At 55.6% G+C, this 14,339-nt stretch carries 21 protein-coding genes; 1 reads left to right on the forward strand and 20 read right to left on the reverse strand.

The genetic code is table 11. The features are described 5' to 3' along the window. Nucleotides 1-162: 162 nt before the first annotated feature. Nucleotides 163-2,997, forward strand: a complete 2,835-nt coding sequence (gene uvrA / locus RB216_RS26125; protein ID WP_028618130.1) for an excinuclease ABC subunit UvrA — start codon at nucleotides 163-165, stop codon at nucleotides 2,995-2,997. A gap of 67 nt (nucleotides 2,998-3,064) precedes the next feature. Here the strand turns inward: uvrA and bfr are convergent, their stop codons facing one another. From bfr to rpsQ, 20 genes are all read right to left on the reverse strand, one after another. Next, complete coding sequence (bfr, locus tag RB216_RS26130) at nucleotides 3,065-3,529, reverse strand: bacterioferritin (protein WP_003176400.1); 465 nt, start codon at nucleotides 3,527-3,529, stop codon at nucleotides 3,065-3,067. Between the two features lie 155 nt (nucleotides 3,530-3,684). Further along, a complete protein-coding gene (locus RB216_RS26135; RefSeq protein ID WP_308908050.1) occupies nucleotides 3,685-5,133 on the reverse strand; it encodes a catalase in 1,449 nt (482 codons plus the stop codon). Nucleotides 5,134-5,371: 238 nt separating this feature from the next. Then, a complete protein-coding gene (gene rplQ / locus RB216_RS26140) occupies nucleotides 5,372-5,758 on the reverse strand; it encodes a 50S ribosomal protein L17 (RefSeq protein ID WP_003176402.1) in 387 nt (128 codons plus the stop codon). Between the two features lie 41 nt (nucleotides 5,759-5,799). Then, nucleotides 5,800-6,801: a DNA-directed RNA polymerase subunit alpha gene (locus RB216_RS26145; RefSeq protein ID WP_003176403.1), complete on the reverse strand. Its 1,002-nt coding sequence runs from the start codon at nucleotides 6,799-6,801 to the stop codon at nucleotides 5,800-5,802. A 22-nt stretch (nucleotides 6,802-6,823) separates the two neighbouring features. Further along, complete coding sequence (gene rpsD / locus RB216_RS26150) at nucleotides 6,824-7,444, reverse strand: 30S ribosomal protein S4 (RefSeq protein WP_003176404.1); 621 nt, start codon at nucleotides 7,442-7,444, stop codon at nucleotides 6,824-6,826. An 18-nt stretch (nucleotides 7,445-7,462) separates the two neighbouring features. Next, a complete protein-coding gene (rpsK, locus tag RB216_RS26155) occupies nucleotides 7,463-7,852 on the reverse strand; it encodes a 30S ribosomal protein S11 (RefSeq protein ID WP_002555466.1) in 390 nt (129 codons plus the stop codon). Between the two features lie 30 nt (nucleotides 7,853-7,882). Continuing rightward, nucleotides 7,883-8,239 (reverse strand): 30S ribosomal protein S13, encoded by a 357-nt coding sequence (gene rpsM, locus RB216_RS26160; protein ID WP_003194635.1) that lies wholly within the window; start codon nucleotides 8,237-8,239, stop codon nucleotides 7,883-7,885. A gap of 129 nt (nucleotides 8,240-8,368) precedes the next feature. Further along, a complete protein-coding gene (gene rpmJ / locus RB216_RS26165; RefSeq protein ID WP_002555468.1) occupies nucleotides 8,369-8,485 on the reverse strand; it encodes a 50S ribosomal protein L36 in 117 nt (38 codons plus the stop codon). A 28-nt stretch (nucleotides 8,486-8,513) separates the two neighbouring features. Continuing rightward, nucleotides 8,514-9,842, reverse strand: coding sequence for a preprotein translocase subunit SecY (secY, locus tag RB216_RS26170; protein ID WP_003194637.1), 1,329 nt, complete (start codon nucleotides 9,840-9,842; stop codon nucleotides 8,514-8,516). After that, nucleotides 9,843-10,280, reverse strand: coding sequence for a 50S ribosomal protein L15 (rplO, locus tag RB216_RS26175; RefSeq protein ID WP_003176407.1), 438 nt, complete (start codon nucleotides 10,278-10,280; stop codon nucleotides 9,843-9,845). A gap of 3 nt (nucleotides 10,281-10,283) precedes the next feature. Further along, nucleotides 10,284-10,460 (reverse strand): 50S ribosomal protein L30, encoded by a 177-nt coding sequence (gene rpmD / locus RB216_RS26180; RefSeq protein WP_003186033.1) that lies wholly within the window; start codon nucleotides 10,458-10,460, stop codon nucleotides 10,284-10,286. Between the two features lie 2 nt (nucleotides 10,461-10,462). Then, the gene (gene rpsE, locus RB216_RS26185) at nucleotides 10,463-10,963 is read right to left on the reverse strand and encodes a 30S ribosomal protein S5 (RefSeq protein ID WP_003176409.1); all 501 of its coding nucleotides are present in this window, start codon (nucleotides 10,961-10,963) and stop codon (nucleotides 10,463-10,465) included. A gap of 3 nt (nucleotides 10,964-10,966) precedes the next feature. Then, on the reverse strand, nucleotides 10,967-11,317 hold the full coding sequence (gene rplR, locus RB216_RS26190) for a 50S ribosomal protein L18 (RefSeq protein ID WP_003186037.1): 351 nt from the start codon (nucleotides 11,315-11,317) through the stop codon (nucleotides 10,967-10,969). Between the two features lie 10 nt (nucleotides 11,318-11,327). After that, nucleotides 11,328-11,861, reverse strand: a complete 534-nt coding sequence (gene rplF / locus RB216_RS26195; protein WP_003194640.1) for a 50S ribosomal protein L6 — start codon at nucleotides 11,859-11,861, stop codon at nucleotides 11,328-11,330. Between the two features lie 12 nt (nucleotides 11,862-11,873). Then, nucleotides 11,874-12,266: a 30S ribosomal protein S8 gene (gene rpsH, locus RB216_RS26200; protein WP_010206883.1), complete on the reverse strand. Its 393-nt coding sequence runs from the start codon at nucleotides 12,264-12,266 to the stop codon at nucleotides 11,874-11,876. 206 nt (nucleotides 12,267-12,472) lie between these two features. Then, complete coding sequence (gene rpsN / locus RB216_RS26205; RefSeq protein WP_003176414.1) at nucleotides 12,473-12,778, reverse strand: 30S ribosomal protein S14; 306 nt, start codon at nucleotides 12,776-12,778, stop codon at nucleotides 12,473-12,475. Between the two features lie 13 nt (nucleotides 12,779-12,791). Beyond that, a complete protein-coding gene (gene rplE, locus RB216_RS26210; RefSeq protein ID WP_003194642.1) occupies nucleotides 12,792-13,331 on the reverse strand; it encodes a 50S ribosomal protein L5 in 540 nt (179 codons plus the stop codon). A gap of 22 nt (nucleotides 13,332-13,353) precedes the next feature. Further along, entirely contained in the window at nucleotides 13,354-13,668 is a 315-nt protein-coding gene (rplX, locus tag RB216_RS26215) for a 50S ribosomal protein L24 (protein WP_003176416.1), read from the reverse strand. An 11-nt stretch (nucleotides 13,669-13,679) separates the two neighbouring features. Continuing rightward, nucleotides 13,680-14,048 (reverse strand): 50S ribosomal protein L14, encoded by a 369-nt coding sequence (gene rplN / locus RB216_RS26220; RefSeq protein ID WP_002555479.1) that lies wholly within the window; start codon nucleotides 14,046-14,048, stop codon nucleotides 13,680-13,682. Nucleotides 14,049-14,071: 23 nt separating this feature from the next. Next, nucleotides 14,072-14,338, reverse strand: a complete 267-nt coding sequence (rpsQ, locus tag RB216_RS26225; protein ID WP_003176419.1) for a 30S ribosomal protein S17 — start codon at nucleotides 14,336-14,338, stop codon at nucleotides 14,072-14,074. Between the last annotated feature and the right edge of the window lies 1 nt (nucleotide 14,339).

Here is a 14,339-nt window from a genome sequence, read left to right on the forward strand (position 1 = left end):
AACCGGCGGCGATTCTACCAGTCCCATCGATTGAGAGGGTATATGCGGCGCTTTGCCGCGCAGCTTTCATCTAAGGCTGCAAGCGGCCTTTTGACAGTGTATATTCATCCAGTCTTTAGCCGTATACTCCGGCATTATTCACGCCCGCCGTGCGAGGCCATCTTGGACAAGATCCTGATTCGTGGGGCTAGAACCCACAACCTGAAGAACATCGACCTGACCCTGCCCAGGGACAAACTGATCGTCATCACCGGCTTGTCCGGGTCCGGCAAATCGTCCCTGGCGTTCGACACGCTGTATGCCGAAGGCCAGCGTCGCTATGTGGAATCGCTGTCGGCCTACGCCCGCCAGTTCCTGTCGATGATGGAAAAACCCGACGTCGACACCATTGAAGGCCTGTCGCCAGCGATCTCCATCGAACAGAAATCGACCTCCCATAACCCGCGCTCCACCGTGGGCACCATTACCGAAATCTACGATTACCTGCGCCTGCTGTATGCACGCGTGGGTATTCCGCGTTGCCCGGACCACGACATTCCCCTGGAAGCCCAGACCGTCAGCCAGATGGTCGACCTGGTGCTGGCCCAGCCGGAGGGCGCCAAGCTGATGCTGTTGGCGCCAGTGATCCGTGAGCGCAAGGGTGAACACCTTTCCGTCTTCGAAGAACTGCGGGCCCAGGGTTTTGTGCGCGCACGCATCAACGGCAAGCTGTATGAGCTGGATGAAGCGCCGAAGCTCGACAAGCAAAAGAAGCATTCGATTGATGTAGTAGTCGACCGCTTCAAGGTGCGCGCCGACCTGCAGCAGCGCCTTGCGGAATCCTTCGAAACCGCGTTGAAGCTGGCCGACGGCATTGCATTGGTTGCACCGATGGACGACGAGCCGGGCGAAGAGATCATCTTCTCCGCGCGCTTTGCCTGCCCGATTTGCGGCCATGCAATCAGCGAGCTGGAACCCAAGCTGTTCTCCTTCAACAACCCGGCCGGCGCCTGCCCGACTTGCGATGGCCTGGGCGTGAAGCAGTTCTTTGACATCAAGCGCTTGGTCAATGGCGACCTGACGCTGGCGGAGGGCGCGATACGCGGCTGGGACCGGCGCAACGTCTATTACTTCCAGATGCTCGGGTCGTTGGCCTCGCATTACAAGTTCAGCCTGGAAGTGCCGTTCAACCAACTGCCGGCGGATCAGCAGAAGGTCATCCTGCATGGCAGCGGCTCGCAGAACGTCGACTTCAAATACCTGAACGACCGTGGCGATATCGTCAAGCGCTCCCACCCGTTCGAAGGCATTGTGCCAAACCTGGAGCGTCGCTACCGCGAGACCGAATCGGCCAGCGTGCGCGAAGAGCTGGCGAAATTCCTCAGCACCCAGCCGTGCCCGGATTGCCGTGGTACTCGCCTGCGTCGCGAGGCGCGGCATGTGTGGGTGGGCGAGAAGACACTACCGGCGGTGACCAACCTGCCAATCGGCGATGCCTGTGAGTACTTTGGTGTGCTCAAGCTGACCGGTCGCCGTGGCGAAATCGCTGACAAGATCCTCAAGGAAATCCGCGAGCGCTTGCAGTTCCTGGTCAACGTTGGCTTGGATTACCTGTCGCTGGATCGCAGTGCCGACACCTTGTCCGGCGGTGAAGCCCAGCGGATTCGCCTGGCCAGCCAGATTGGTGCTGGCCTTGTGGGTGTGTTGTACATCCTCGATGAACCGTCGATTGGCTTGCACCAGCGCGACAACGATCGCCTGCTGGGCACCTTGAAACACCTGCGGGATATCGGCAATACGGTGATCGTGGTCGAGCACGATGAAGATGCAATCCGCCTGGCGGATTATGTGGTCGACATTGGCCCGGGGGCGGGTGTGCATGGCGGGCATATAGTCGCTGAAGGCACGCCGGCCGAAGTCATGGCTCATCCGGACTCACTGACCGGCAAATACTTGTCTGGTCGTGTGAAGATTGCAGTGCCGGCCAAACGCACGCCACGTAACAAGAAGCTGGCGTTGCACCTTAAGGGCGCGCGTGGCAACAACTTGCGCAATGTCGACCTGGAAATTCCACTGGGTCTGCTGACCTGCGTGACTGGTGTTTCCGGCTCGGGTAAATCGACGCTGATCAACAATACGTTGTTCCCCTTGAGTGCCACCGCCCTGAACGGCGCGACCACCCTGGAAGCCGCTGCCCACGACAGCATCAAGGGACTGGAACACCTGGACAAGGTGGTCGATATTGATCAAAGCCCCATTGGTCGTACACCGCGCTCCAACCCGGCGACCTACACCGGCTTGTTCACGCCCATCCGTGAGCTCTTTGCCGGGGTTCCGGAATCCCGCTCACGGGGTTACGGGCCGGGCCGGTTCTCGTTCAACGTCAAGGGCGGGCGCTGTGAAGCGTGCCAGGGCGATGGCCTGATCAAGGTGGAAATGCACTTCCTGCCAGACATCTACGTGCCGTGCGATGTATGCAAGAGCAAGCGCTACAACCGCGAAACCTTGGAGATCAAGTACAAGGGCAAGAGCATCCACGAAACCCTGGAGATGACCATCGAAGAAGCACGCGTGTTCTTCGACGCGGTCCCGGCGTTGGCGCGCAAGCTGCAGACGCTGATGGACGTGGGCTTGTCGTACATCAAGCTGGGGCAGTCGGCGACCACGCTGTCAGGTGGTGAGGCGCAGCGGGTGAAGTTGTCTCGCGAGCTGTCCAAGCGCGATACCGGCAAGACCCTGTACATCCTCGATGAGCCGACCACCGGCCTGCACTTCGCGGACATCCAGCAACTGCTGGACGTGCTGCACCGCTTGCGCGACCACGGCAACACCGTGGTGGTGATCGAGCACAACCTTGATGTGATCAAGACGGCAGATTGGCTGGTAGACCTGGGGCCGGAAGGTGGCTCCAAAGGTGGCCAGATCATTGCCGTGGGGACGCCGGAGCAAGTCTCCGAAATGCCGCAGTCGCACACCGGTTACTACTTGAAACCGTTGTTGGAACGCGACCGGGCCTGACTTTTTCGGGCCCAAAGAAAAGCCCCTGTCACTTTGCGGTGACAGGGGCTTTTTTTGTAGCCGGGAATCAGAACTGCGATTGCAGGTAATTCTCCAGGCCAATCAGCTTGATCAGGCCCAACTGCTTTTCGAGCCAGTAGGTGTGATCTTCTTCGGTGTCATTCAACTGTACCCGCAGGATTTCCCGGGTGACATAGTCGTTGTGCTGCTCACAGAGCTCGATGCCTTTGCAGAGCGCGGCACGGACCTTGTACTCGAGGCGCAGGTCGGCAGCGAGCATGTCAGGCACCGTGGTACCCACATCCAGATCATCAGGACGCATACGCGGCGTGCCTTCGAGCATGAGGATACGGCGCATCAGTGCGTCGGCGTGCTGTGCCTCTTCTTCCATCTCGTGGTTGATCCGTTCGTAGAGCTCGGTAAAGCCCCAGTCTTCGTACATGCGCGAATGGATGAAATATTGGTCACGAGCAGCCAGTTCGCCCGTCAGCAACGTGTTGAGGTAATCGATTACGTCGGGGTGACCTTGCATCGCCCTACATCTCCCTGCTTGAAAGTCTGTAGTTTGAACCATGATGACTTGAAGGTCACGGGATCAACGGCAGAAAAGTGATGTTTTTCGGAGAAAAGTAGCTGAAATAACGCAAAAACCGCCCAAATGAGGGCGGTTCTGCTTATCGTTTAGAGTCAGTTAAGCGATACACCCAACGCCTTTGCGATTGCTTCTCCATAAGCCGGATCGGCCTTGTAGAAGTGCTGCAGTTGGCGCTGAACCACGTCACTGGAAACGCCACCCATCGCGCCGGCAATGTTGTTGGTGAGCAAGGCCTTCTGCTCATCGTTCATCAAGCGGAACAGCGCACCGGCGTGGCTGTAGTAATCCGTGTCTTCACGGTGATCGTAACGGTCAGCCGCGCCACTCAGGGCCAATGCAGGCTCCGCATACTGGGGGGCTTGCTTTGGTGCATCGGCGTAGCTGTTTGGCTCATAGTTAGGCGCTGCGCCGCCATTGCTACCGAAGGCCATCGAACCATCGCGCTGGTAGCTATTCACCTGGTTACGCGGCGCGTTCACCGGCAGTTGCTGGTGATTAGTGCCAACACGATAGCGATGCGCATCAGCGTAAGCGAACACACGACCTTGAAGCATGCGGTCTGGCGACAGACCAACACCAGGAACCATGTTGCTTGGGCCGAATGCAGCTTGTTCCACTTCAGCGAAGTAGTTCTGCGGATTGCGGTTCAATTCCAACTCGCCGACTTCGATCAACGGGAATTCCTTCTGCGACCAGGTTTTGGTCACATCGAAAGGGTTCTCGTAATGAGCGTTGGCCTGGGCCTCGGTCATGATCTGGATGCATACGCGCCATTTCGGGAAATCACCGCGCTCGATCGCGCCAAACAGATCACGCTGGGCGTAATCAGGGTCAGTACCAGCCAAGCGAGCAGCTTCAGCCGGCGCCAGGTTCTTGATGCCCTGCTTGGTCTTGTAGTGCCACTTGACCCAGTGACGCTCACCCTTGGCGTTGATCAGGCTGTAGGTGTGACTGCCGAAGCCGTGCATGTGACGGTAGCCGTCAGGGATGCCACGGTCCGAGAACAGGATAGTGACCTGGTGCAGCGCCTCAGGGGAGTGCGACCAGAAATCCCACATCATTTGCGCGCTTTTCAAATTGCTTTGCGGCAAGCGTTTCTGTGTGTGGATGAAATCCGGGAACTTCAAAGGATCGCGGATGAAGAACACAGGGGTGTTGTTACCCACGATGTCCCAGTTGCCTTCTTCGGTGTAGAACTTCAAGGCAAAACCACGTGGGTCGCGCTCGGTATCAGCCGAACCACGCTCACCGCCAACGGTGGAAAACCGCAGGAAGGTAGGGGTTTGCTTACCAACGGACTCGAACAGCTTGGCGCTGGTGTATTGCGTGATGTCTGTAGTGACCGTGAAAGTACCGTAAGCCCCCGAACCCTTGGCGTGCACACGACGCTCAGGAATGTTTTCACGGTTGAAGTGAGCGAGCTTCTCGATCAGGTGAAAATCGTCGAGCAGCAATGGGCCCCGCGGGCCGGCGGAACGGGAATTCTGGTTGTCCGCAACGGGGGCGCCGCTGGCGGTGGTAAGGATTTTATTCTGGCTCATGCACAATTTCCCTCAGGTCGGACTTGGAACTGCCGGCTAATCGGCTTGGAAGGAGTATTGATCATCAACATGACACCTACAAATTCATTAAATTGTAGGCGTCGATAGATATTTCCTACCGAACACTCCATCTCCCATAGTGCCAAGCACAATCCTCGGAAGCTTGTATTGAACACGCTTTTATCACAGGCACAAAAAACCGGGCACTAGGCCCGGTTCTTCGATACAGCTTGTCGTCTTACTCGGCGCTTACAGCTTCGCCGGCAGTAGCACGATCAACCAACTCGACGTACGCCATAGGCGCGTTGTCGCCAGCGCGGAAACCGCACTTGAGGATGCGCAGGTAGCCACCCTCACGGGTAGCGTAACGCTTGCCCAGGTCGTTGAAGAGCTTACCAACGATAGCTTTCGAACGAGTACGGTCGAAAGCCAGACGGCGGTTAGCCAGGCTGTCTGTCTTGGCCAAAGTAATCAGCGGCTCAGCAACGCGACGCAGTTCTTTAGCTTTCGGCAGTGTAGTTTTGATCAGCTCGTGCTCGAACAGCGACACCGCCATGTTTTGGAACATGGCCTTGCGGTGCGAGCTGGTACGGCTCAGGTGACGACCACTTTTACGATGACGCATGGTTCATTCCTTACCAAACTCACGTTCGGTGATTACGACGATCAGGCAGTCGCCTTGTCGTCCTTCTTAAGACTTGCAGGCGGCCAGTTGTCGAGGCGCATGCCGAGGGACAGACCGCGGGAGGCCAGAACGTCCTTGATTTCAGTCAAGGATTTCTTGCCCAGGTTCGGAGTCTTCAACAGTTCTACTTCGGTACGCTGAATCAGGTCGCCGATGTAGTAAATGTTTTCCGCCTTAAGGCAGTTAGCCGAACGTACAGTCAGTTCCAGATCGTCAACCGGGCGAAGCAGGATCGGATCGATCTCGTCTTCCTGCTCGATTACCACTGGTTCGCTGTCACCTTTGAGGTCGACGAACGCAGCCAACTGCTGTTGCAGGATGGTTGCAGCGCGGCGGATAGCCTCTTCAGGATCCAGAGTACCGTTGGTTTCCAGATCAATAACCAGCTTGTCCAGGTTAGTACGCTGCTCGACACGGGCGTTTTCCACCACGTATGCGATACGGCGAACCGGGCTGAACGAAGAGTCAAGCTGCAAGCGACCAATGCTGCGGCTTTCATCTTCATCGCTCTGACGCGAGTCGGCCGGTTCATAACCACGACCACGAGCTACGGTGAGCTTCATGTTCAGGGCGCCGTTAGACGCCAGGTTAGCGATTACGTGATCGGGGTTAACGATCTCGACATCATGATCCAGCTGAATATCGGCAGCGGTAACCACCCCCGAACCCTTCTTCGACAAGGTCAGCGTAACTTCGTCACGGCCGTGCAGCTTGATAGCCAGACCTTTAAGGTTCAACAGGATTTCAATTACGTCTTCCTGTACACCTTCGATGGCGCTGTACTCGTGGAGCACACCGTCAATCTCGGCCTCGACTACTGCACAGCCGGGCATTGAGGACAACAGGATGCGGCGCAGCGCGTTGCCCAGGGTGTGGCCAAAACCACGCTCGAGAGGCTCGAGAGTAATTTTGGCGCGGGTTGGACTGACAACCTGCACATCAATGTGGCGGGGTGTCAGGAACTCATTTACCGAAATCTGCATGGATGCACCTATTTTCTAGCCCTTACTTGGAGTAGAGCTCGACAATCAGGCTTTCGTTGATGTCGGCGGACAGATCACTGCGAGCAGGAACGTTCTTGAAAACGCCCGACTTCTTCTCAGTGTCTACTTCTACCCATTCTACGCGGCCACGTTGGGCACACAGATCGAGAGCTTGGACAATGCGAAGTTGGTTTTTTGCTTTCTCGCGAACTGCGACCACGTCACCAGCACGAACCTGGTAGGACGGAACGTTTACGGTCTGACCGTTAACGCTGATCGACTTGTGCGATACCAGCTGACGGGATTCGGCACGAGTCGAACCAAAGCCCATACGGTATACAACGTTGTCCAGACGGCATTCGAGCAGTTGCAGCAGGTTTTCACCGGTTGCACCTTTTTTGCCAGCAGCTTCTTTGTAGTAGCCGCTGAACTGACGCTCGAGAACGCCGTAGATACGACGGACCTTCTGCTTTTCACGCAGTTGGGTGCCGTAATCGGACTGGCGACCGCGGCGTTGGCCGTGGATACCAGGTGCTGCTTCAATGTTGCACTTCGATTCGATCGCGCGCACGCCGCTCTTCAGGAAGAGATCGGTGCCTTCGCGACGAGCGAGTTTGCATTTTGGACCAATGTAACGAGCCATTCTTTACAATCTCCTGGATTACACGCGGCGCTTCTTCGGCGGACGGCACCCGTTGTGCGGGATTGGCGTCACGTCGGTGATGCTGGCGATCTTATAGCCACAGCCGTTCAAAGCACGGACAGCTGACTCACGACCTGGACCTGGACCCTTGACGTTAACGTCGAGGTTTTTCAGGCCATATTCCAGCGCAGCTTGACCAGCACGTTCAGCAGCTACTTGAGCAGCAAACGGGGTGGACTTGCGGGAACCGCGGAAACCCGAACCACCGGAGGTAGCCCAAGAAAGCGCGTTACCTTGACGGTCGGTGATGGTCACGATTGTGTTGTTAAAAGAAGCATGGATGTGGGCGATGCCATCAACCACTGTCTTTTTAACTTTTTTACGAGGACGAGCAGCAGGTTTTGCCATGATAATTTTCCTGTCGATTCGCTGGGGCGATTACTTGCGGATCGGCTTACGCGGACCTTTACGGGTACGCGCGTTAGTCTTGGTACGCTGACCGCGTACTGGAAGACCACGACGATGACGCAGACCGCGATAGCAACCGAGGTCCATCAAACGCTTGATTTTCATGTTGATTTCGCGACGCAGGTCACCTTCAGTGGTGAACTTCGCCACTTCGCCACGCAGCTGTTCAATCTGCTCGTCGCTCAGATCCTTGATCTTAGCGGCTGGGTTTACCCCAGCAACTGCGCAAATTTTCTGCGCAGTAGTGCGACCAACACCATAGATGTAGGTCAGCGAGATAACAGTGTGCTTGTTATCTGGAATGTTAACGCCTGCAATACGGGCCATTCAGTGGGACTCCAATTGACAGCTACCTACGCCCCGGAAGCCAAGAAATAGGGCGCGAGATAATATCGCTGTAATAACAAATAATCAACCCGGCAGCGCACTAGCTGCCGGGCTTCAAGCGGATCACACTCAGCCTTGGCGCTGTTTGTGACGCGGTTCCGCGCTGCAAATTACTCGAACAACACCTTCGCGGCGAATAATCTTGCAGTTACGGCACAGCTTTTTCACCGATGCACGAACTTTCATCACCAACTCCTCGAACCTTATGGGGTACTCAGCGCAACATGCCGCTGCCGTAGCCCTTCAGGTTGGCTTTCTTCATCAGGGATTCGTACTGGTGCGAAACGAGGTGCGATTGTACTTGGGACATGAAGTCCATCACAACCACGACCACGATCAGCAACGAGGTCCCGCCAAGGTAGAACGGAACGTTTGCTGCAACCACCAGAAACTGGGGCAACAAGCACACGGCCGTCATATATAGAGCACCGAACAGGGTCAAACGAGTCAGAACGCCATCAATGTAGCGTGCAGACTGCTCACCTGGACGGATGCCCGGAATAAAGGCACCGGACTTCTTCAGGTTTTCCGCTACGTCTTTCGGATTGAACATCAACGCCGTATAGAAGAAGCAGAAGAAAATAATCCCTGCACTAAACAGCAGAATATTCAACGGCTGACCAGGAGCGATCGACTGAGAGAGGTCCTGCAGCCAGCCCATGTTTTCGGACTGACCAAACCAGGTACCCAACGAAGCCGGAAACAGCAAAATGCTGCTCGCGAAAATTGCCGGAATAACACCGGCCATATTCACTTTCAGCGGCAAGTGGCTGGTCTGCGCAGCAAAAACCTTACGGCCCTGCTGACGCTTGGCGTAGTGAACAGCAATACGACGCTGGCCACGCTCAATGAACACCACAAAACCGATAATCGCTACTGCCAGCAAACCGATGGCAACCAGGGCGAAAATGTTGATATCACCCTGACGTGCAGACTCGAAAGACTGCCCGATCGCTCTCGGAAGACCGGCGACGATACCTGCGAAAATCAACATCGAGATACCGTTGCCAACACCACGCTCAGTAATCTGCTCACCCAGCCACATCATGAACATCGCACCAGCCACAAATGTGGATACCGCGACGAAATGGAAGCCAAAGTCACCAGTGAACGCAACGCCCTGCCCTGCCAGGCCAACGGACATGCCGATAGCTTGAACCAAGGCGAGGACGACAGTGCCGTAGCGGGTGTACTGGCTAATCTTGCGACGGCCAGCTTCACCTTCCTTCTTCAACTGCTCCAGCTGCGGGCTGACGGCGGTCATCAATTGCATGATGATCGATGCCGAAATGTACGGCATGATCCCCAGTGCAAAGATGCTCATCCGTTCCAGCGCGCCGCCGGAAAACATGTTGAACAAGCTAAGAATGGTCCCCTCATTCTGTCGAAACAGGTCTGCGAGTCGGTCCGGGTTGATACCTGGAACCGGGATGTGTGCGCCTATTCGGTAGACGATAATCGCCAGGAACAGAAAACGCAGACGAGCCCAAAGTTCAGACATACCGCCTTTGCCGAGCGCTGAGAGAGCACCTTGCTTAGCCATTTATTCCTCGAACTTGCCGCCAGCTGCTTCGATAGCCGAACGCGCACCTTTGGTGGCGCCGATTCCCTTGCCGATAGTGACAGCGCGAGTCACTTCACCGGACAGCATGATTTTCACACGCTGTACGTTGACGTTGATCACGTTGGCATCTTTCAGGGTCTGCACAGTAACGATGTCGCCTTCCACTTTAGCCAGCTCGGACAGACGCACTTCTGCGCGGTCCATGGCCTTCAGGGATACGAAACCGAACTTAGGCAGGCGACGATGCAGCGGCTGTTGACCGCCTTCAAAGCCTGGAGCAATGGTGCCACCGGAGCGGGAGGTTTGACCTTTGTGGCCACGGCCACCAGTCTTACCCAAACCGCTACCGATACCACGGCCCGGACGATGCTTTTCGCGACGGGAACCCGGCGCTGGACTCAGATCATTGAGTTTCATCGATTAACCCTCTACACGCAGCATGTAGTAAGCCTTGTTGATCATCCCGCGATTCTCGGGAGTATCCAGGACTTCTACAGTGTGACCGATGCGACGCAGACCCAGACCTTTAACACACAGTTTGTGGTTAGGGATGCGGCCGGTCATGCTTTTGATCAGCGTTACTTTAACGGTAGCCATGATCAGAAGATCTCCTTGACAGTCAGACCACGCTTGGCAGCGATGGACTCAGGAGATTGCATAGCTTTCAAACCTTTGAAAGTGGCGTGAACCACGTTTACCGGGTTAGTCGAGCCATAGCACTTGGCCAGAACGTTCTGAACGCCAGCAACTTCGAGGACAGCACGCATAGCGCCGCCAGCGATGATACCGGTACCTTCAGAAGCCGGCTGCATGTACACCTTCGAAGCGCCATGGGCGGACTTCATTGCGTACTGCAGAGTGGTGCCGTTCAGATCAACTTGGATCATGTTGCGACGAGCAGCTTCCATTGCCTTCTGGATCGCAGCAGGCACTTCACGTGACTTGCCACGGCCGAAGCCAACACGGCCTTTACCATCACCTACCACGGTCAACGCGGTGAAGGTGAAGATACGGCCGCCTTTAACGGTTTTGGCTACGCGGTTAACTTGAACCAGCTTCTCAATGTAGCCTTCGTCGCGCTTTTGGTCGTTATTTGACATAACTTAGAACTCCAGCCCAGCTTCACGAGCAGCATCAGCCAGCGCTTTCACGCGACCGTGGTACTTGAAGCCAGAGCGGTCGAAAGCCACTTGCGAGACGCCAGCGGCCTTAGCACGCGTAGCGACCAGCTGGCCAACCTTTGTGGCCGCGTCGATGTTGCCAGTGGCACCATCACGCAGTTCTTTATCCAAAGTCGAGGCGCTTGCCAGGACTTTGTTGCCGTCGGCCGAGATGACCTGGGCGTAGATGTGCTGCGACGAGCGGAACACGCAGAGACGCACGACTTCGAGTTCGTGCATTTTCAGGCGTGCTTTGCGAGCGCGACGCAGTCGAGTAACTTTTTTGTCGGTCATTTGCTATGCCCTACTTCTTCTTGGCTTCTTTACGACGGACGACTTCGTCCGCGTAGCGCACACCTTTGCCTTTGTACGGCTCTGGTGGACGGAAGTCGCGGATCTCAGCGGCCACTTGACCTACCAGCTGCTTATCGATGCCCTTGATCAGGATATCGGTCTGGCTAGGGGTCTCAGCAGTGATGCCCGCTGGCAGTTCGTAATCCACAGGGTGCGAGAAGCCAAGGGCCAGGTTCAAAACCGTGCCTTTTGCTTGCGCTTTGTAACCAACACCGACCAGCTGGAGCTTACGCTCGAAGCCTTGGCTTACGCCTTGGACCATGTTGTTTACCAACGCACGCGTGGTACCGGCCATTGCGCGAGTTTGTTGATCGCCATTGCGAGCAGCGAAACGCAGCTCACCAGCTTCTTCAACGATCTCAACGGACGAATGGATGTTCAGTTCAAGAGTACCCTTGGCACCCTTCACCGAAAGCTGTTGGCCTGCGAATTTGACTTCGACACCGGCTGGCAGCTTAACGGGGTTCTTAGCGACGCGAGACATGCTTATCCCCCCTTAGAACACAGTGCAAAGAACTTCGCCGCCGACACCGGCAGCGCGCGCAGCACGATCCGTCATCACACCTTTGTTGGTGGAGACGATAGACACGCCCAGACCGCCACGAACTTTCGGCAGATCTTCAGCGGACTTGTACTGACGCAGGCCTGGACGGCTAACGCGCTTCACTTCCTCGATGACCGAACGGCCTTCGAAGTACTTCAGCTCGATGGACAGCAGTGCTTTTACATCGCTGCTGATCTGATAACCCGCAATGTAGCCTTCGTCTTTCAGGACTTTGGCAACAGCTACCTTCAACTTGGAAGATGGCATGCTTACGACGGACTTTTCAGCCATCTGGGCATTACGGATACGAGTTAGCATGTCCGCTAACGGGTCCTGCATACTCATGGGCTAGACGCTCCTAATACAAAAAAATTAGCCTTGCGGCTACATATGTCGCCGAGAATCTCCGGGTAAAAAACACGGGCTCAGGCGAGCCGCGTATTTTAGACACACTCCGGAAATGAAACAAGCCCCAAAAGGGGCTTGTTCCAGATTCAAGGTCACCGGCGGTCAGTATCTTGCGATATTGGCCACCTGGACGTTGAAAGTACTTACCAGCTGGCTTTAACCAGACCTGGTACGTCACCACGCATTGCCGCTTCACGCAGTTTGTTACGGCCGAGGCCGAACTTGCGGTAAACGCCGTGTGGACGACCGGTCAGGCGGCAGCGGTTACGCATGCGCGAAGCGCTTGCGTCACGTGGCTGCTTCTGCAGGGCAACTGTAGCTTCCCAACGTGCTTCTGGACTTGCGTTCAGATCAACGATGATTGCTTTCAGTGCTGCACGCTTCTTGGCGTACTTGGCAACCGTGAGCTGACGCTTCAGCTCGCGGTTTTTCATGCTCATCTTGGCCATGGTCCTACTCCAATCAGTTGCGGAACGGGAATTTGAAAGCACGCAACAGGGCGCGACCTTCATCATCGTTCTTGGCAGTGGTGGTCAGGGTGATGTCCAGACCGCGGAGAGCATCGATCTTGTCGTAGTCGATTTCCGGGAAGATGATCTGCTCTTTCACGCCCATGCTGTAGTTACCACGACCATCGAAGGACTTGGCATTCAGGCCGCGGAAGTCGCGAACCCGAGGCAGGGAGATCGACAGCAGACGATCCAGGAACTCGTACATACGCTCACGGCGCAGGGTCACTTTGACGCCGATCGGCCAACCTTCACGGACTTTAAAGCCAGCGATGGATTTCCGAGCGTAGGTCACAACGACTTTCTGGCCGGTGATCTTTTCAAGGTCAGCAACAGCGTGCTCGATGACTTTTTTGTCGCCGATCGCTTCGCCCAGACCCATGTTCAGGGTGATTTTGGTAACGCGCGGAACTTCCATCACGTTCCCAAGCTTAAGTTCTTCCTTAAGCTTAGGGGCGATTTCCTTCCGGTAAATCTCTTGTAGTCGTGCCATGGTCTAATCTACCTAGCAGTGTTCAAGCATCAACCGCTTTTTGGGTCGACTTGAAGACACGAATTTTCTTACCGTCTTCTACTTTGAAACCAACGCGGTCAGCCTTGTTGGTTTCGCCGTTGAAGATGGCGACGTTAGAAGCATCCAGCGGAGCTTCTTTCTCGACGATACCGCCCTGCACGCCCGACATCGGGTTAGGCTTGGTATGACGCTTGACCAGGTTCAGACCACCGATAACCAGACGGTTATTAGCGAGAACCTTAAGCACCTTACCGCGCTTACCTTTGTCTTTGCCGGCGATCACGATGATCTCGTCGTCACGACGAATCTTTTGCATGTCGGATCTCCTTACAGCACTTCTGGGGCGAGCGAGACGATCTTCATGAACTTCTCAGTACGAAGTTCACGGGTCACTGGCCCAAAGATACGGGTGCCGATCGGCTCTTGCTTGTTGTTCAGAAGAACAGCAGCGTTGCCATCAAAGCGGATAATGGAGCCATCAGCACGACGTACGCCGTGACGAGTGCGGACTACAACAGCAGTCATCACTTGGCCTTTTTTCACTTTACCGCGAGGAATTGCTTCCTTCACGGTAACTTTGATGATGTCACCGATACCAGCGTAACGACGATGGGAGCCACCCAGCACCTTGATGCACATAACGCGGCGAGCGCCGCTGTTATCGGCCACATCGAGCATGGATTGAGTCTGAATCATATAATTTCTCCGACCCCTAGTCCTTAGACTTCCACAGCGCGTTCGAGAACATCAACCAGTGCCCAAGACTTGGTCTTGGCCAGCGGACGAGTTTCACGAATAGTGACTTTGTCGCCGATGTGGCACTGATTGGTTTCGTCGTGCGCGTGCAGCTTAGTCGAACGCTTAACATATTTACCGTAGATCGGGTGCTTAACGCGACGCTCGATCAGAACGGTGATGGTTTTGTCCATCTTGTCGCTGACAACACGGCCAGTCAGCGTACGGACAGTCTTTTCGGCTTCAGCCATG

The organism is Pseudomonas canadensis (genome assembly GCF_030980095.1).
Taxonomy (GTDB): domain Bacteria; phylum Pseudomonadota; class Gammaproteobacteria; order Pseudomonadales; family Pseudomonadaceae; genus Aquipseudomonas; species Aquipseudomonas canadensis.